The organism is Marinitoga sp. 1138 (genome assembly GCF_013363265.1).
GTDB lineage: Bacteria > Thermotogota > Thermotogae > Petrotogales > Petrotogaceae > Marinitoga > Marinitoga piezophila.
Genome location: NZ_LBFA01000024.1, coordinates 128,561 through 148,093, shown reverse-complemented (window position 1 = coordinate 148,093; position 19,533 = coordinate 128,561). Strand labels below are relative to the sequence as shown.

At 30.0% G+C, this 19,533-nt stretch carries 15 protein-coding genes and 1 pseudogene; 9 read left to right on the top strand and 7 right to left on the bottom strand.

Annotated elements, in window-relative coordinates:
- The 9 genes and pseudogenes from XO11_RS08830 to XO11_RS08785 all read left to right on the top strand — a co-directional run.
- Positions 1-290 (top strand): annotated as a pseudogene (locus XO11_RS08830) (flagellar biosynthesis protein); the annotation flags it as partial.
- Positions 291-314: 24 nt separating this feature from the next.
- Positions 315-1,337 carry a phenylalanine--tRNA ligase subunit alpha gene (locus XO11_RS08825; RefSeq protein ID WP_075780726.1) on the top strand — a complete coding sequence of 341 codons (1,023 nt, stop codon included), beginning with the start codon at positions 315-317 and terminating at the stop codon, positions 1,335-1,337.
- Between the two features lie 13 nt (positions 1,338-1,350).
- Positions 1,351-3,711, top strand: coding sequence for a phenylalanine--tRNA ligase subunit beta (pheT, locus tag XO11_RS08820; protein WP_175418506.1), 2,361 nt, complete (start codon positions 1,351-1,353; stop codon positions 3,709-3,711).
- 70 nt (positions 3,712-3,781) lie between these two features.
- A complete protein-coding gene (gene flgM, locus XO11_RS08815; RefSeq protein WP_014297247.1) occupies positions 3,782-4,069 on the top strand; it encodes a flagellar biosynthesis anti-sigma factor FlgM in 288 nt (95 codons plus the stop codon).
- A 1-nt stretch (position 4,070) separates the two neighbouring features.
- Positions 4,071-4,553, top strand: coding sequence for a flagellar export chaperone FlgN (gene flgN, locus XO11_RS08810; protein ID WP_075780724.1), 483 nt, complete (start codon positions 4,071-4,073; stop codon positions 4,551-4,553).
- Positions 4,554-4,563: 10 nt separating this feature from the next.
- Positions 4,564-7,488 carry a flagellar hook-associated protein FlgK gene (gene flgK, locus XO11_RS08805; protein ID WP_014297245.1) on the top strand — a complete coding sequence of 975 codons (2,925 nt, stop codon included), beginning with the start codon at positions 4,564-4,566 and terminating at the stop codon, positions 7,486-7,488.
- A gap of 17 nt (positions 7,489-7,505) precedes the next feature.
- Positions 7,506-8,411: a flagellar hook-associated protein FlgL gene (flgL, locus tag XO11_RS08800; RefSeq protein ID WP_175418505.1), complete on the top strand. Its 906-nt coding sequence runs from the start codon at positions 7,506-7,508 to the stop codon at positions 8,409-8,411.
- A 14-nt stretch (positions 8,412-8,425) separates the two neighbouring features.
- Entirely contained in the window at positions 8,426-9,406 is a 981-nt protein-coding gene (gene fliW, locus XO11_RS10430; RefSeq protein WP_014297243.1) for a flagellar assembly protein FliW, read from the top strand.
- A 1-nt stretch (position 9,407) separates the two neighbouring features.
- On the top strand, positions 9,408-9,647 hold the full coding sequence (locus tag XO11_RS08785; protein WP_041638606.1) for a carbon storage regulator: 240 nt from the start codon (positions 9,408-9,410) through the stop codon (positions 9,645-9,647).
- 29 nt (positions 9,648-9,676) lie between these two features.
- Here XO11_RS08785 and XO11_RS08780 read toward each other — a convergent pair whose 3' ends face one another.
- The 7 genes from XO11_RS08780 to abc-f form a co-directional block, all read right to left on the bottom strand.
- A complete protein-coding gene (locus tag XO11_RS08780) occupies positions 9,677-11,851 on the bottom strand; it encodes a methyl-accepting chemotaxis protein (protein WP_175418504.1) in 2,175 nt (724 codons plus the stop codon).
- A 177-nt stretch (positions 11,852-12,028) separates the two neighbouring features.
- On the bottom strand, positions 12,029-12,382 hold the full coding sequence (locus XO11_RS08775) for a PadR family transcriptional regulator (RefSeq protein ID WP_014297240.1): 354 nt from the start codon (positions 12,380-12,382) through the stop codon (positions 12,029-12,031).
- 119 nt (positions 12,383-12,501) lie between these two features.
- Entirely contained in the window at positions 12,502-14,157 is a 1,656-nt protein-coding gene (locus XO11_RS08770) for a nucleoside kinase (protein WP_175418503.1), read from the bottom strand.
- An 834-nt stretch (positions 14,158-14,991) separates the two neighbouring features.
- Complete coding sequence (locus XO11_RS08765; RefSeq protein ID WP_014297238.1) at positions 14,992-15,231, bottom strand: glutaredoxin family protein; 240 nt, start codon at positions 15,229-15,231, stop codon at positions 14,992-14,994.
- 141 nt (positions 15,232-15,372) lie between these two features.
- Positions 15,373-15,687, bottom strand: a complete 315-nt coding sequence (locus tag XO11_RS08760; RefSeq protein WP_014297237.1) for an STAS domain-containing protein — start codon at positions 15,685-15,687, stop codon at positions 15,373-15,375.
- A 49-nt stretch (positions 15,688-15,736) separates the two neighbouring features.
- Positions 15,737-17,731: a glycoside hydrolase family 13 protein gene (locus tag XO11_RS08755; RefSeq protein ID WP_175418502.1), complete on the bottom strand. Its 1,995-nt coding sequence runs from the start codon at positions 17,729-17,731 to the stop codon at positions 15,737-15,739.
- Between the two features lie 4 nt (positions 17,732-17,735).
- Positions 17,736-19,532, bottom strand: a complete 1,797-nt coding sequence (abc-f, locus tag XO11_RS08750) for a ribosomal protection-like ABC-F family protein (protein ID WP_175418501.1) — start codon at positions 19,530-19,532, stop codon at positions 17,736-17,738.
- Position 19,533: the final 1 nt, after the last annotated feature.

The following is a 19,533-nucleotide window of genomic DNA, read 5'->3' as shown; positions in this document are numbered from 1 at the left end:
AAGAAAAAGCTAAAATAGAAGGTTTAGAAGAAGGTAGAAGAGAAGGTTTGGAAGAAGGTAGAAAAGAAGGTAGAAAAGAAGGTAGAAAAGAAGGTAGAAAAGAAGGTAAAGAAGAGAGTAGAAGAGAGATAGCTAAAAAATTATTATTGAAAAAATTTGGAAATAAAATCGAATCTATAATCTATAAATTGGATTACGCCGATAATGATGTTATTGAAAAAATTATTGATAACATTTTTGATATTGAATTTCAGGATATAGAAAAAATTCTAAAAAAAATAGAAAATTAATTATTAGTAAGGAGGAAAAGCACATTGAATGATATAAGAGAAAGGATTATTGAATCACTAAAAGGGGAAATTGATAAAATTAAAAATATTCAGGAATTTCAGGTTCTAAAATCAAAATATGTCGGTAAAAAAGGCGAAATCTCAAAATTAATGAAAGAAATTGGAAAAATCGAACCTGAAAAGAGAAAGGAATTTGGTGCCTTTGTAAATAACTTAAAAAAAGAGGCAGAAGCAATACTTGAGGAAGGTCTGGAAAAGGTTAAACAACACTTAAAGGAAATGGAAGAAAAGAAAAGTTGGGTTGATATAACCTTACCAGGTGCTAAAAGAAAAATTGGGTATGAACATATATTAAAACAAACAATAAGAGATGTATATGAAATATTTTCAAGTATGGGATATAAAATTGTTGAAGGTCCAGAAATTGAAACAACATGGCATAACTTTGATGCATTAAATACGCCAGAATGGCATCCAGCAAGAGATATGCAGGATACATTTTATATAGAAGGAAAGGATAATATAATCCTGAGAACACACACATCACCTGTTCAGGTTCGTACTATGTTAAACACCGAACCTCCATTGGCTATTATCTCACCTGGAAGAGTTTATAGAAAAGATGAACCAGATGCCACACATTCACCTGCTTTTAATCAATTTGAAGGTTTATATATAGATAAAAATGTAACTGTTGGTCATTTAAAAGCAACTCTTGAACAATTTTTAACTATGTATTTTGGCGGTTCAAGAAAGGTATTATTAAGACCAAGTTATTTCCCATTTGTTGAACCGGGTTATGAAGTTGATGTTGATTGTATGTTCTGTGGCGGAAAAGGTTGTAATGTATGTAAAGGGACTGGTTGGATAGAAATACTCGGTGCAGGTCTTGTTCATCCAAATGTGTTGAAAAATGTTGGATACGATCCAGAAAAATGGCAGGGATTTGCTTTTGGAACAGGAATAGAAAGAATAGCTATGTTAAAATATGGAATTTCAGATATGAGAGAATTTTATAGGAACGATATGAGATTTTTAGGGCTTTAAAGGAGGAATTCTGGTGAATATATCAAGAAATTGGATCTCAGATTATATAGATTTAAAGGTTGATACTGGAACACTTATTGATAAAATAAAAAAACATTCAACTAATGTGGAAGGTGTGGAATATTCCGGCAGAAATCTAAAAGGTGTAATTGTAGGCCGTGTTGAAGAAATAACGGATCATCCTGATGCAGATAGAATCATAATATGTAAAATCAATGTCGGAGATAAATATTTACAAATCTTAACTGCTGATAAATCGGTAAAGGTTAATGACCTTGTGCCAGTTGCAGTTGATGGCGCTGTATTACATGGAAACTTTAAAATAAAGGCTAGAAAAATGAGAGGAATTCTTTCAGAAGGAATGCTATGTTCTCTTGAAGAGCTTGGACTTGAAGAAAAATCAGAATTTGTCTATAGAATTCCTGAGGAAGTTGCACCGGGAACAGATTTTATTGAATATTTAAAATTAAAAGATGATATAATTGATATAGAGATATTCCCAAACAGGCCTGATCTCTTATCCTATTTAGGTGTAGCAAGGGAATTTATAGCTATAGATGCAGCAGAAAATTTAAAATTACCTTTAATTGAAAAAATTGAAAAAGGTAACGGATTTCCTGTTAAAATCGAATATGAAGGTTGTAAAAGATATGCAGCTTTAGTTATAGAAGATGTTGAAGTAAAACCTTCACCTTCATGGCTTGTAAAGAGACTAGCTACTGCTGGAATAAGAAGTATAAATAATATTGTAGATATCACAAATTATGTATTGCTCGAAACTGGACATCCTGTTCATGCTTTTGATCTTGATCTAATTGGAAACGAAATTGTTGTAAAAAAAGCTGTTGCAGGTGAAAAAGTATTATTATTAGACGGAAATGAATACGAATTAAACGGAACAGAAACCTTAATTACAGATGGCAATAAATTCCTTGCACTTGGTGGAATTATGGGTGGAGAAGAATCAGGCATAAACGAAAATACAAAAAGAGTATTATTGGAAGTAGCTTATTTTGATCCTGTAAATATCAGAAAAAGCGCAAGATATCATAAAATCTCAACAGATTCATCATATAGATTTGAAAGAGGCGTTGACCCAAATGATACAGAATTTGTAATGGGACGTTTAGCCTACTTAATTAAAGAACTGGCAAATGGAAAAATCAGTGGTCCTATGACAGATGCATATCCAGAATATATAGAACCAAAGAAAATCTTTGTAAGATCTTCTTATGTTTCAAACAGATTGGGAATTGAAATTTCAGAAAATGATATAGAAAACTCTTTATCAAAACTCGATTTTACATTTGAAAAGAAAGAAAACGGATATGAAGTTACTGTTCCTACAAGAAGACCTGATATTTTTGAAGAAATAGATCTTGTAGAAGAAATTGGAAGAATTTATGGTTATCATAATATACCTTCTGTATTGCCTTCCCATAACCTTGTAGGAGGTATTTCAAAATACATTAAATTCAGGGAAAAACTTTCTGAGTTAATGAGATTAAATGGTTATAACGAAGCTTTCACTTTTGCTTTTATGGACAATTCAAGAATGTGGTTAAAAAAAGGAGAAGTATTCCTTGAAAATCCTATTTCATCAGAATTAGGTACAATGAGACCTTTACTTGTATACGGAATTCTTGAATCTGCATCATATAACTTTAGAAATCAGAGTAGAAATATTAAATTATTTGAAATTGGAAAAACATTTTTAAATGACGAAAAATCAGAAACCTCTGTAAAAGAAATAGAAAAACTGGCCTTTGTCGCTGTTGGTGAAGAAAATCCATATGACTACACAGATAAAAGAAATGTTTCATTCTATACATTTAAAGGCGCTTTAGATAATTTATTCGATTATTTAAATATTGATGTAGAATATAAAAGAGAAAATATTGAAGGATTATCCTTTGCGCAAAGCGCAAAAATTTATTCTGGTAAAGAAGAAATTGGTTTCTTTGGAAAAATAGAAAATGAAATTGCTGAAAATGTGTATAGCATAAATCAACCTGTATTCATAGCAGAAATAGATATTGAAAAATTATTTGAGTTATATTCTGGAACAAGAAAGTATTCTGTTGTAAATGCTGAATATCCTTCGATGAGAAGAGATTACTCATTACTGGTTGATGATAAAATAACCTTCTATGAAATAAAAGACGCTATTTTAAAAGCAGGAAAAAAACTTGTAGAAGAAATAAAGGTTTTTGACGTATATAAAGGAAAAAATATAGAAGAAGGCAAAACAAGCATCACAATAACTGTTACATATAGAGCTAAAGATAGAACCTTAACAGACGATGAAATAAATAGAATAGCAGAAAAAACTATAAATTTATTTGAAAAAATGGGAATATCTATAAGACATTAATATCCGATGCATTTTAGACGATATATAGTATGACCGGGATTCGAACCGAACCGTTACTGGAGGTGTAATTATGGATATAAACAGATTAGGCGGAGCTTATCAGCAATATGTAAAAAATGAATCATTAAAAAATGAAAAGGTTGGGAAAAACCATAATTCAAATAGAATAATTAATCAGGATACAGCTCCTGTAAAGTTGTCAGTTGACGGTTCTTCTAAAAAATATATAGAAATGGCCAAAAATGAAATCCCTGATATCAGGGAGAACCTCGTGGAGGAGATGAAAGAGGCCATAGACCAAGGACTATACAAAATAGATGCTGACAAGATTGCAGAAAAACTTCTTGGAGGTTTCTAAAATGCATCAGGATATTGATATAAAGAAAATAATCCACGAGGAGTTGTCTATCCTCGTGGATATTTTTTATTATATGGAAAGTTTAAAGGACAAAATTTTAAAAAGCGAAAAGATTGAAAAATTAAACAGGGATATTTCCCAAATTAGCAAATTGGCTCTCCAGCTTTCAAAAGTTGAAAAGGAGAGGATTTTATTATTTGACAATTTTGCTAAAGAAAAAGGTATTAAAGACTCTTTAGATGATTTTATTGAATATTTTAAAGAAGATAAAGAAATGACAGACATACTTTTAGATCTAAAAGATAAATTAGTTGATGTTTCAACGATTTCTGAAGTATTAAAGGAATTATTAAAGGCAAGAATGGAATACAACGATATATTAATAAAGCTATTTATGGAACCTGCAAAACCTGCTCCTACATATAACAAAAACGGAATATATAAAAATGTGGGGCAGTCCAATAAAATTAACTGGCAGGGTTGAGGTGATTTAAATGTCATTATTCGGAACGCTTCACACAGGAATGTCTGGGATATTTACAAACAAAACAGCTATGAATGCAATATCTCAAAATATTGCAAATGCCAATAATCCAGAATACTCCAGAAGAGAAATAAATATTACCACCAATGTTACAGTAACCCAGGGTGGTCTTGAACTTGGAACCGGTTCAAAGATTGAATCCATAAAAAGGGTAAGAGATAAATTTCTTGATGTTCAATATAGAAAATATAACAGTGAATATGGATATTGGAAAACAATGAATTCCAATTTAAATTATGTGCAATCACTTTATAACGAACCATCAGAAGACGGAATAAGAAAGTCTTTTGATGAATTCTGGGGTTCTATCCATAAAATTTTATCTGAACCAACAGTTCCTGAAAATAAAAGGGAATTAATATACAAGGCTCAAAATTTAGCTAAAAATTTAAAGAGTCTATATGTTGATATTGAAGGAGTAAAAGATAACCTGAATTCTGATATAGAATCAATGGTAAAGGATATAAATTCAAAATTAGCAGAAATTTCCGGATTAAACAAACAGATTAAAGAATTAACTTCTGTTGGTATGACTGCCAATGATTTAATGGACAAAAGAGATGCCATATTAGATGATCTCTCTGAAAAATTTGGATTTACCGTAAAAGAAAAAAATGACGGTCAAATTAGCATAATGCTCAAAAATTATGAAATACTAAATGGTGAATATTACACAAAAATGAGCGTAAAAAATATTGACGGAAAAAACTATGTATATATTAATAGTGGACTATTGGAAATAAAAGATGGGGCATTAGGAGCCACCTTCGAATTAAGAGATAATGTTTTAAACGATCAATTAAGTAGATTAGATGAATTGGCTGCAACATTTTATGACACGTTAAATTTAATTCACGAAGAAGGATACGATTTAACAGGAACAATTAGAGGAATGAACTTCTTTAATGAAATACCAGAAGGTAATCTTGCCACAGATAAATTAAGAAGAATTGCTGGAAATATAATGTTAAGTGGACAACCTAAAAACTATATAGATAGCTATTTAAAATTTAATCAAAATACAATAGATGACATAAAAGTTAATTTTGATCTTGGTTCTGCAGAGTTAATAAGTGTGGAAGATGGCTTTGAAGATACTTCTGATTATGTAGCAACAATAAATTCTGGAAACTCTCTTGATACATTAAATACCGGTTCAAAATTCAGAGCCAATTTTAATTATAAATACAGCGCTCAAAATGGAGGATTGCTTACCTTTGCAAATGAAGGTGGTTCAGCTTTTAGTGATCGTCTAATAATAGACTTTAATAGAAATCTCTTTAAACAATTGGGAATTCCAAGTAAGGATATAAACGCCTTAAAATGGACAAAAATTCCTCCTCAGGAAATGCAGGGAATTATGACATTTAAAGGTCCGGGAAATTATACAGAAACCTTAAATCTTGATGGAGTTACATCTTTAAATGATATAGCAAATAGAATTAACACAGATGCTGATGGTGACGGAACAAAAGACGGAGGATTAAAACTTGTAAGAGCTTTTGTAAGAAATGGAGAATTATATGTAGTACCTACAAGCTCTGCATATTCAGATATGAATAACGTTGTAATAGACGATCCAAATGGAATGTTACATGAAATGAATTCATCAAATGTAAATTTATCTGTTTTAGACACTTCGGAAAACTCATTAAAAAATGCTCTTGGATTATATGCATATAAAACAAAAAGCATTGATTTATCAAAATATTCAAATTCAGATACTGTTAGTTTTACAATAAATTATAAAGACTCCACCCCTTCTTATTCTGGAAGTATTACAAAAGGGGCATTAAATGGTTCAACAATTGGTACAAATAATGAATTTCAAATTGTGCAAAATGGAGATGAATTTGAAATATTACCTGGCGCTGATGGTTCGACTTTCAGCTGGGCAAATGTAGATAGCATACAAATAAATATTGGAACAGATACAATAAAAATAGAAAACTTTTATTATGATGAAGACTCTGCTGCAAGAAAAATCGTTTCACAGGGTTGGGCAGCAAATACAACTGCCGCTAAATTAACCTTAAAATCAGATGATGACCTTAAATGGAGAATGGACTTCCTTGATTTTGGCGCATTTATGTCCATTCAGGGGAAAAAGGTCCAAATTGATTTTCATAGAGATACTCTTGATTCATTGGTTAATAAAATCAACGAAACAAATACCGGACTTATCGCTTTTTACACTCCAGGAGGAAGACTTGCGCTTAAAGCAGATAAAACTTTAAATTATGATTTAAAAAATGTAGAAATAAAAGGACCTGAGAGATTGTTTGAATTATTAGGATTATGGAAACACGATGATCCATCACAACCATATTCGGAACATTTTTCATTAATTGATAAAACTATGGATATATCAGATTTAGCAGAAAGATTAAAATATACATCTAAATTTATTTTATCAGATGATACCAGCGTTGCAAAAAATCTAAGTGTAAAGGATTATCTACTTAATAACCCGGATATGCTTGCAATGGACCTTGGAAAAATGGTGGATACAGATTATGACGGAGATATTGACAGCATTATACCTTCCGGGGAACATTCATCGACATTATGGGAAGATGGTTATTTGCTTAAATCTACAAAATTATTATCAGATGGACGCCATGATTTTGAAGATTATCTTTCAGATATAATTACTGATGTTGGTATTTCAGGAGAAAAAGCAAAAAGAATGGAAATAAATAGTGATAGTTTAAAAACGGAATTTTATAATCAAAGAGAAAGCGTAAAGGGCGTGTCGCTTGATGAAGAAATGACAAATCTTATAAAATATCAACAGGCATTTAATGCCGCTGCCAAAGTTATCAATGTTGTGGACAATATGTTAGACAGAATTATCAACGGGCTTATGCGATAGAAAAGAGGTGAGTTAATATGAGAATAACTCAATCAATGATAGCTAACAGAGCTTTAAACGATATAAGGAATTCTATGCTTAAAAGAGAAGAATTAAGTGAGCAGCTTTCCACTGGAAAAAGGGTAAGAAAACCTTCTGATGATCCTGTGGCAGCTGGAAAAAGCAGTTATCTTATGGGAAGAAACAGAGTATTAAATGAATACATAGACAATATAAAAAATACACGTTCAGTACTTGTCTATTATGACACTGCTTTACAGGAAATGCAGGATGTCAATCATAGAATAAAAGAATTAACTGTAAAAGCTGCAAATGATACTCAAACACTGGAAGATAGGCAGCATATAGCTGAAGAATTAAAGCAATTAAAGGATCATTTATATAAAATCGCAAATACACAAATTAATGGAAAATATATCTTTGGTGGAGCTAAAACAGATTTACCTCCAGTAAGAAAAGATAACAATAAAATTATTATAAATACTCCACGAGAAGCAAATGTTCGTGCAAAACTTCCATTAGAACATGTGGAAATAGAATACGGAGTCACCGTTTATGATGTTTTTAGAACAGATTCAGGCGAAACGGTATTTGGAATTTTAGACAGATTAATTGACTCTGTTGAAAATGCCGATAAAAATAGCGATGAAAATATAGAAAGAGATCTTGGATCTCTTGATGAAATATTAAACAAAGTAAATGCAAACCTTGCAAGAGTTGGTAGTACCGATAACATGCTCGAATCAATGGAAAAAAGGTTTGAAAGAGTTGTTGATAACAATACAGATATAATAAATGAACTTATTGGAACAGATATGACAAAAGCATTTAGTGATTTTACTTTAGAACAAAATATATTACAGGCAGCATTAAAAACTACAGCACAAATACTTCCACAATCCCTTGTGGATTTCATTAGATAAGGGGGAAAGACAAAGTGGCATTAAAAATGTATAAAACACGTATAGGAGAAATTGAAGTAGATGATAGCGAAGTAATAGTTTTTGATAAAGGTATTCCTGGATTTGAAAATTTAAAAAAATTCGTTATATTAACTGCAGAGGATACTTATCCAATAATGTGGCTATTATCACTGGAAGATGAACTTGTTGCATTTCCTATTATAGATCCAAAATTAATAAAGGTTGATTATGTTGCAAAGATTCCTGAAAATGTTGTAAAAACACTTGGAATAGACTCACCAGAAGATGCTGCATTATTTGCCATTATGACTATACCTCAGGAAAATCCTGAAAATGCAACTGTAAATTTAAAAGCTCCTCTGGTAATATCCAAAAAAACAAATAAAGGTTTACAGTATATATTAGACGATGAAAATCTTTCAGTAAAACATAGCGTTAATGATGAGATATTATTAAGCCAGAAAATGCTTGAAAGGCAGATAAAAGAAGTTTCAAAATTCACTGAAAAAAAGAAAAAATACAATACAAGATTTGGAGAATTGGAAATTGCAGATGAAGATGTAATTACATTTGAATTTGGAATTCCCGGATTTGAAAACCTCAAAAAGTTTTATATACACTTTTCAAAAGATACATTCCCTATACAATGGCTTTTATCACTTGAAGATGAAGCTATTTCATTCCCTGTAATTGATCCGGTACTTGTACGTGTGGATTACACATTTGATTTACCAAAAGACATGGTTGAATATCTCGAGATTTCCAAACCAGAAGATGCTCAGATATTTGCAATTATGACCATTCCTCAGGGCGATCCAGACAATATAACAGTCAATTTAAAAGCTCCTCTTATTATCTCAAAAATAAATAAAAAAGGTGTCCAGTTAATTTTAGACAATGATGAATATCATTTAAAACACAATGTAAAAGAAGAAATAGAAAGAAGCGACAAAATACTTAAAAATCAGGCACCTGATAATGAAAGGGGTGCGTGATATGTTAGTCTTATCAAGAAAAATAGATGAAGGTATAACAATAATGATAGACAATAAAATTTTAAAATTAAAGGTATTATCTGTTGAAGGGAATGCAATAAAATTGGGATTTGATGGTCCAAAAGACTTTAAGATCTACCGTGAAGAGGTTTATGATAGCATTATGAAAGAAAATATTTCTGCTACACGTGTAGAGGATATTTCAGGTTTAAAAAATATTTTCGATAAAAGCAAAAAATAAAATGGGGCTATCATAAATGCCCCATTTTTTTATATCCTGAATTTCTTTGTAATAGAATGTAATTGTTCAGCTAATTCACTTAATACCTGACTTTCCTTTGCGACTTCTTCTGCTCCATCACGTTCTTCTTCAATTGCCTGAACTATATGTTTTATCTTTTCTGTTATTTCAGCAATACTCTTACTTACATTTGTAACAGCGCTTGCCATTTCTTCTGTTGATGCACTCTGTTCTTCAGAAGCTGCAGTAATATTTTCTGATAATTGTTTAACCACATCTATCTTTTCTGCAATTTCATGGAACTGTTTATTTGCCACTTCAATAATTTCATTGGTTTTTTCAACCTCTTTCTTAGCCTTTTGAGTGGCTTCATTTGCTGTATTAGCACTTTCCTGAATTTCTTTTAAAATATCTGCTATTTTATCTGTTGCATTTCTACTTTCTTCTGCAAGCTTTCTAATTTCATCAGCAACTACAGCAAAACCTTTTCCTGCTTCTCCAGCCCTTGCAGCCTCTATTGCAGCATTTAATGCCAATAAATTTGTTTGTTCTGTAATGCTACCAATTGTTTCAACAATTTCACCAATATTCTGAGCTTTTCCTGCTAAATCAGAAACTATCTTTGCTACATTAGATGTTTCTTCCGAAACACCTTCCATACTTTTAACAACATCATTCATACTCTTTTGCCCTATATGAGCAAATTCTGTAGTTTCTTCTGCACTCTGACTCATTTCCTGTGTTGATTCAGAAATATTCTGTGAACTTGTTGCTATTTCTTCTATTCCTGAAGATACCTCTTCAACTGCTGAAGAAAGATTTTCTGTATTCTCGCCAATAACCTCTGCCTGAGATGAAATTTCCTGAACATTTGCGCTGTTTTCTTCTGAAACTGCTGCTAAATCAGTTGAAGAAGAATTTAATTTCGTAGAAATATTAATAAGCTCTTTCATTGTATCATTAAGATTTTTAACCATTGAATTTAAACTTCTTCCCAATTCAGCAATCTCATCATTACCTTTTACATCAATTTTAACTGTAAGATCACCTTTAGCAATTTCCGCAAAAGCTCCAACAGCCATTTTTAATGGTTTTAATAAATTTTTAGTAAATACATAACTAACCACTATACTTATAACAATTATTATCACAAGAGTTATAATACTTATTCTAATTAATGCTTTAGCATCTGCTGTACTTTCATCATAATCAATTTCACCAATTAACGCCCAGTTTAATTCTGCATGTTTAAAAGGCATATAAGCACTTATTACCTTTATCCCTCTATAATCTTTAATTATATTCCAGCCTTCTTCACCATTTAAAGCCTTTTGAACAGAAACAGTGTCAACCTTTTGTTTTAATATTGTTCCTTCTTTAAACCTTGAATCACTTCGCATTAATTTATCAGGTCCCACAACATATGTTTCTCCACTTTCTCCCATACCAGCTGATTCATGCAAGACCTTATTTATTTTATTAATTGGCAATTGAACCACAAGATATCCAATTGTGTTTCCCTTACTGTCTTTAATAGAAATACCTGCAAACCCTGCTGGTATCCCATTTGAAGGAGCATAAGATGCAAAATCAACATAGTGCACATTATTATCGTCTTTTTCTTTTAATAATCTCACAAGACTTCCTAAATTTGTATCCTTCCATTTGCCTTCAAGTATATTAGTTGCAAAATCTCTTTCCTTATAATATGTATACGGAATATCCCCATCAGCACTAATTAAGAATAAATCATAAAAACCATATGTATCTATCATATTTTTGACTATTGGTTGCAAAACCTTATGTATTTCATTATATTCCTTTAATTCCTGAGCATGCACCCCTGATAATTCTGTCAATTTGTATTTTTCACCAACAGGATAAGGATTATCATCAATAAAAGCTTTTTGTAATATCTCACTTATCTCGTTATGTTCTTCTCTTAATTCATGAAAAATCTCTTCGAATGAAAATAAATTTTTAATAAACAAATTTCGTTTAGAATTTAATCTCAAAAAATCATCAATTTGTTCAAAATAAAGTTTTAATTCATTTGAAGATTTTTCTGAAACAGCTATTAATTTTTCTGCACTGGAATTTGTCATTGAATTAACAGACGATTTAACTGTAAAAAAAGTCAGAGAAATCAGGGAAAGTATTGTTATCCCCAAAACCATAGTGAGAACTTTGCCAGTTAATTTCATACTCTCTCCCTCCTTTTAATCCTTTCATTAAAAATTATAACATATTTTCATCTTTTTGAAACACTTTAATTTTTAACCCGGAGTTGCAATACGGTAAATAAATAAATAAATAAATAAATAAATAAATAAATATGATAAAAAAATAAAAAATAAGGGCTTAAGCCCTTATTTTTTATTTTACAACCTCTCCACTCTATCAATAAACACATCAATTATATGTTTAAACTCTATAAAATCCTTTTTTGAATTTTCAAGGAATAACATTCCATCATGTGTAATTTTATAAATCTTTTTTGATGGGCCTGGTTCTGAGGTATCCCAATCTGTAACAACAAGTCCCATCTCTTCCAGTTTTGCAAGGGTTCTATATAAATTACCCATTTGCCCTATACCGTTGAGCATAACACCAAATTCAGAGAGTTTATTTGCTATTTCATAGCCATGAGATGGCTTTTCAGCTATTATTAATAATACAAAGGATTCTATCCAGCCTCTTCTAAACCTTCCCTGTCCTCTACCTCTTCCCGGCATTTAATTACCTCCTACTGAAAAAATTAATACAAAATATTAATTAGCAATTTGAAATAACTTTTATTTACCCAATCATAAAAACTTCATTTTTATTATATCATAAAATTTTTTCAGTAATATTAATATTCAAATGTGCTATCGCCTATAAACTCCCTTAAAACTGAGATATTTGGTACATGTTTTATTGCTGGAAGAGGAAGGAAATAATCTAAGAATCTTAGCAATCTTTTTGCTTCTGTATATTCAGGTAAAGTATTGTCTATTTCAAGCAATAATGGTTCTGCATATAATTTTAGTATTGGCAATTCATATATTAAATATGAATTGAACATAATATCTGCTTCTTCCTGATATGGAAAGATATTTGCTTCTTCACCTTTTCTTACTTCTGGCCATAATTGTAAAGTTCTTAATGCTGTTGCGCCTCTAAAATTATAATCTCTAACTATTCTTCTTATTAATCTTGTGTCTGTTGTAGGTATTCTATTCATTTCATCAAGATTCATCTGTATTAAAGCGCTAACATATACCTTGAATTTTTGATCTCTTGGTATGCTTTCTGTGAGTTTTTCATTTAGACCATGAATTCCTTCAATAATAATAGGTTGATTTTTCCCTGCTTTTACTTTCTTTCCTGTCCACTCTCTTTTTCCAGTTACAAAGTTATATCTTGGTAATTCAACTTCTTTACCTTCAATTAAATCCTTAAGATTTCTATTTAATAGATCAAGATCCAGCGCCTCTATTGATTCAAGATCTTTTTTCCCTTCTGGAGTCAAAGGTATTTTTTCATAATCCATATAATAGTCATCAAGAGATATTTGCAATGGTTCTTTACCGTTTACCTTTAATTGTAAAGCTATTCTTTTTGCACTTGTTGTTTTACCAGAAGAGGACGGACCTGCAAGACATATTAATCTTACATGTTTTCTTTTCATAATTTGATCTGCTATATTTGCATATTTTTTTTCATGAAGGGCTTCTGCTATTCTTATTAATTCTCCACTTTTATTTACACCTTTTGCAATTAATGAATTTAATTCTCCAACATTTTGTATATTTAATATATCAAGCCATTTTTTATATTCAATAAAGGTTGCTGAGAGTTTTGGCAAAGGTTTAAATTCCGGAATCTTATCTGGTGATGATTGATTTGGATGCAATAATACAAATCCTTTGTCATATGCAATAACATCAAATAATTCTATATACCCTGTTGAAGGCGGCATGTATTCATAGAAATAATTTATATACTCGCCACATTTATAAACCTTTACTGTTGTTTTTTTTCTGTATTTAAATAAAATAGCCTTATCCTTTTCGTCATTTTCATCAAAATATTTTATGGCATCGAATTTGCTTAATGTTATTTTTTCAAATAACAAATCCTCTTCTATTATCTTTTTCATTTCAGCTTTTAATTTCTCAATATTTTTTTCTGAATTTTTTACTCCTTTTATTTCAAAATACAATCCGCTACCAATAGAATGATGTACAACAAATTTTGATTTTTTAAATTTTCTTTTTAATGCAATATATATAATAAATAATAAAGCCCTTCTATATATCCTCATGCCTTCTGTTGAAGTTACATCAACTGGTTCAGCATATCCGCTTCCATGAACCTTTTTCCATAATTCTTTAATTTCATTGTTGAATTTTACTGCAAGTACAGTATATTTATTTTTCTTTTGCAATTCTTCAGCTATCTTAAAAAACTGCTCTCCTTTTTTTATTTTAAATTCCCCGTTTTTAGTTTTTACTATATAACTCATCTTATCCCTCCCTAATAATGATTTTATTTATATAAATTGAAAAATTTAGCTTAAAAAATAAAAATGAACGAAGACAAAAATTTCCCACAACGGGGATTTATAAAGAATATAGTCAAGAAAACTTCTTAAAAAGATTCATTTATGCTATTAAATATTTGTATATCAAAAACTTTTTTCGAAAATAGAAATAATAATAATCGCTCAAACGGTAGAAAATTCTAATCCTCAAAAATTCTCGTTCCCGCCGGTCGTTGCAGACTCACATCCATGTTCGTCCTTTTGTGTTGTTGATTAAGAAAAATAAAAACTCCCTCAAACAACTTGGTTGCTGATCCTCGAAAATCACTCATTCCCGGCTGTCGCTTAGATTCTGCATCCCTGCAGAAGCTGCGCTCAAAAAAACATCCTGTTTTTTTGACAGCCTCCATTCGTGATTTTCTCGGGCAACCTGCGAGTTTTCGTTCGTTTTTATTTTTCTCAATCATAGTTGTTTCTCTTCGGAATTTTCAAGTTTTCGCTCATATTATTATTTCTATTTTCTTATTTCTTATTATATTTTATTATATAAGTTAAACATAAAAAACACGAGTAAAAAGGTGAATGAAGGCTTGAAATTTCACCGCCTGAATGAACCTTTTTAGGAGTGTTTTTTATAGAACAAGGATCAGAAATTCTTGCTGTTTGAATGAACATTATTTTTCTTTTTTCTACATCACAAACTTTTATAAAAAAAGGTGACATTAATTATACTACAAAATTTCTTCAATGTCAAAACCTAAAACAAAAGAAGTCCGCTTCACCAAAATTAGTGAAGCGGACTTCTTTTGTTTTAACTTATATTCCAAGCAATCTTTCAATTTTTGCTTTGTCAAATCCTACAATTGTCTGATTTCCTATTTCAATTACAGGAACACCCATTTGCCCTGTTTTTCTCACCATTCTTTCAGCTGCCTTTTGATCCTTTTCAACATTATATTCTTTAAAAGGAATACCCAATTGCTTGAAATAATTTTTTGCTTTTCTACACCATGGACATCTGGATGTTGTGTATATTGCTATTTTTACATGTGGCATTATTATACCCCTCCTTTATATACAATTTGTATATATTTACAGATAATTTATGCCATATTTGGGTTAAATCTAAAAGTCTATTTATGTAAAATTTTTATAAAAATAAAAAAAGCTGCTTTAAAGCAGCTTTAGAATTCAAATTTATTCAACATCATATTCTCTTACAGGGATGATTTTATCTAATTTTACTATTTCAATTACTTTTTTCACGTTTTCATTTCTTACATTATGCAATTCCATTGAACCACCTTTTTTCTTGTAGTTCATAAAGAAATATAATATTCTACCCAATCCACTACTATCTATATAGTCAAGTTTTGACATATCAATAAATATTCTTTTTATTCCGTTTTCTGCTAATTCGTTTAGTTCATCCCTTAATTCTTCTGAATTAGTTATATCAATTCTGCCTTGAAGAAATATTGTTGCACTGTTTCCATAAATTTCTTTTTTCATGTTTTTTCCTCCTCTCATTTTCCTTTATACATATTATAACACATTTTTATTATTTTCCAAGAAAAATAATAAAACTTTTTTTGTTTATTGTACCTTTTATACTCCCGTTTTCTACATTTATTTCATCAATTTCATTATTTTTTATTGATATGCCTTTTTTCATTTTCTTTTCTTTTACTTCGCATAACCATACTGGAATTTCAAAGTCTTTATCTTTATCTGATATATTCACAATTACAACAATTTTTTCGTCATTATTCCATATTCCATAAGAAACAAAATCCTTTTCCCATTTTAAAAATTCTATTGAACCATTTCTCAAAACCGGGTGTTTTTTATAAAAATCAATTACTTCTTTAAAAAAATTCAGTTTTTCCTGCGATTCTTTTTCCTTTAATTTATCCCATGGAAATGTTCTTCTATTGTCAGGATCTGTCCAGCCTGGCAATCCTATTTCATCACCATAATATATTCCCGGAGAACCCGGCAATGTAAATAACATTATAATTCCAATTTTAAAGATATCCCAATCTATACCTTTTTCAGCTTCCTCTGGACCTAAGGAATAACTCCTTCCTACTTTTTTAGTAGTTCTTGTTGCCCATCTTGAATGATCGTGATTGCTCAATTGATTCATGGACAAATATTTTGAATTCATTGGCATTTGACTCCATGCCCAACGCAATTGTTCAATAAACCATTCAGAATTTCCCAACAATTCTGGCTTGTAATCATCATTATGTTTTTCCATACCGGTTAAAAAGTAACTTATAGGATCCATAGCTCCAATATAATTCATTATACCATCCCATGATAAATTCTCAATCCATTCTTTAGGAGATTCATAATCTTCAGCAAATATTATGCTTTCAGGATTTTTCCTTTTTACAATTGTTCTGAAATATTTCCAGAAATTTTTATTGACCTGTTTTGTTTTTCCTAAATCTCTTGCAACATCTAATCTCCAACCGTCAGCATTATACGGATATGAAACCCATTTTTCCCCGATTTGAGATATGTATTTCCATAGTAATAATGTTTTGTCGTAATTTAACTTCGGAAGTGATTTATATCCCCACCAGCCTTCATATTCATTATTTTTGTCCCAATAAAAGTATTCGCTTTCTGGCACTTCTTTGTTATTTGCAACGCCAACATCTTCACCATATATTTTATATTCATTTACCCATTTATGATATGAACCACAATGATTAAATACACCATCAAGAATTATTTTTATATTTCTTTTATGAGCTTCTTCAACTAATTTAGCAAACAGTTTATCACTGGCTTCAAGATTTTTTTTAGATGTTGTTCTTATTTTGTATTTTTCTGTTAAATCCTCTGTATCTTCTACTATTACTCCTAAATGGGGATCTATATGTTCATAATCCTGTGTATCGTATTTATGAGGACTTGGAGATACAAATATTGGATTTAAATATATTACTTCTATTCCTAATTCCTTCAAATAGTCCAGTTTATCTATTATTCCCTGTATATCCCCACCATAAAATTCTGTGTGTCCTTTTGTAGGATGTGGATATTCATTCCATTCTTTTTTTCTTATTTTTTCACCATCATATATATATTCGCCATCTACTGGATCATTTGTTTTGTCTCCGTTGTTAAATCTATCCGGGAATATTTGATAGTAAATTGCTCCTATTGACCATTCTGGCACTTCAAAATTTGGAATTATAATAAAATCTTCTACGTGCCTGTGCTCAACTATTCCTCTCGAATCGTATTTTATTGTTCTGTTATCGTTTTCAAAATATATTTCAAAATGATAGCGTATAATCCTTTCTGTTAATTTAAACTTTGTACTGAAATATTTAAAGTATTCATCTTCTTTTTCAAGGTGCATTACTGTATGTTTGTATTTATTATGATGCTTTTGAACAAGAAAATTTAATCTCCCCTTTACTTTACCATATTTTTTTGGTATTCTTATTTTTATTGTTATTTCGTCACCAACTTTGGGATTTACTGGCATTAAAAAGTTTTCGCTTTGATCGGAATATATTCCGAAATAATTCATGCAATCATCCTCCAATTTTTACTAATTCTTTTAGTTCTTTATTTATTTCATCTTCTTCTAAGGTTATTTCATCCATTCTCTTTTCAAGTTGTTGTTTTTCATTTTCAAGTTCCATTAATTTTTGATAGTTTTGAGAATATTTTACCATTTCATTTTCAATTTTTTCAATCTTTTCTATTAATTCTTCAAATTCTTTTTCAAGATTTATTTTTTTTCTTTCCAGTGTTTTTATTCTATTTTTTATCCTTTTGGCTTCTTTATATTCAAGATTCTCAGAAGAGGATTTTTTTATTTTAAATGTTTCATTTTGCTGTTCGTTTATTATATCTTCAAATTTACTATACTCTTTAATATACCCGTTTTTTATTACAAAAAATCTATCTGTTATGTTTTTTATTAGTTTCTCATCATGCGAAACCATAATAATTGAACCTTTAAATTCTTTTAATGTTTCTTCAAGGGTTTGAACTGTAAAAATATCAAGATGATTGGTAGGTTCATCAAGTATAAGCACATTTGGTTTTTGAAGTATTACTTTTGCCAGCGCAAGTCTGGTTAATTCCCCACCACTGAGATTTTTAATACTTTTAAATACATTATCTCCCGAAAAGCCGAATCTTCCAAGATATTTTCTTACTTCAAAATCCTGCCACTCAGGTACATCTTCCCATATTACACTCATAATATCCTTTTCTTTTCCCAAAGAAGAAATAACCTGATCAAGATATCCGATTTTTATGTTATATCCCCAATTTATTTTCCCTTTTTCAGTTTTTAATTTTCCCATTAATAATTTTAATAATGTTGATTTTCCAGAACCGTTTTTTCCTATTATTGTTATTTTTTCTTTTTCATTTATTTCAAAGGATATATTGTTTAAAATTGCTTTTTTATCATATGAAAACTCAAGATTTTTAACTTCCAATACTTTATATCCCGTTCTTTTTGGTTCAGGAATCTTTATTTTTATTACCTGTTCTTCTTTTAAGGAATCTATTTCTTCATATTCTTTAAGTAATTTATCTCTTAACATTTCCCTGAACTTGGCCTGTTTCATCATTTTTTCGGTTCCCCATTTTCGGAAACGCTCTATCATTCTGTTTAATCTTTCTATTTCCTTTTCCAGATTTTTCTTTCTATTTTCTATGTTTATAAGCATATTTTCCCTTAATTTTAAATATTCTTCATATTTTCCATGAAAATCCCATAATTTAAAATTATTTATTTCAAAAAAGCGATTTGCTAATTCTTTTATGAATTTTCTGTCATGAGAAACAAATATCATTGCACCTTTGTAATTTTTTAAATAATTTATCAGCCAATTAATAGAATAAATATCAAGATGGTTTGTTGGCTCATCTAAAATTAAAAGATTATAATCTCCAGCCAATACTCTTCCTAAGGCTAAACGCGTTAATTCTCCACCACTTAATGTGCTGATTTTTCTATTCCACTCTTCTTCCTCAAATCCCATTCCTTTTAATACAGAACGAACTATTTTATTTTTCATTTCTTCTTTTATATTTGATTCAATTTCTTTTAAAACGTATTCATATAGATTTAAATCCATTTCGTCTGCTCTAAATTGTTTTAAAAATCCTATTTTTAGATTTTTGTTTTTTATTATATTTCCTTCTAATGGCTCTAATTCATCATTTAATATTCTTAATAATGTTGTTTTTCCTGAACCATTTGGACCTATTAAAGCTATTCTATCGTGCTCATAAATTGAAAATGAAACATCGTAAAAAAGATCTTGAGTACCAAAATTATACGATATATCCTCAACTTTTAGTAGCATA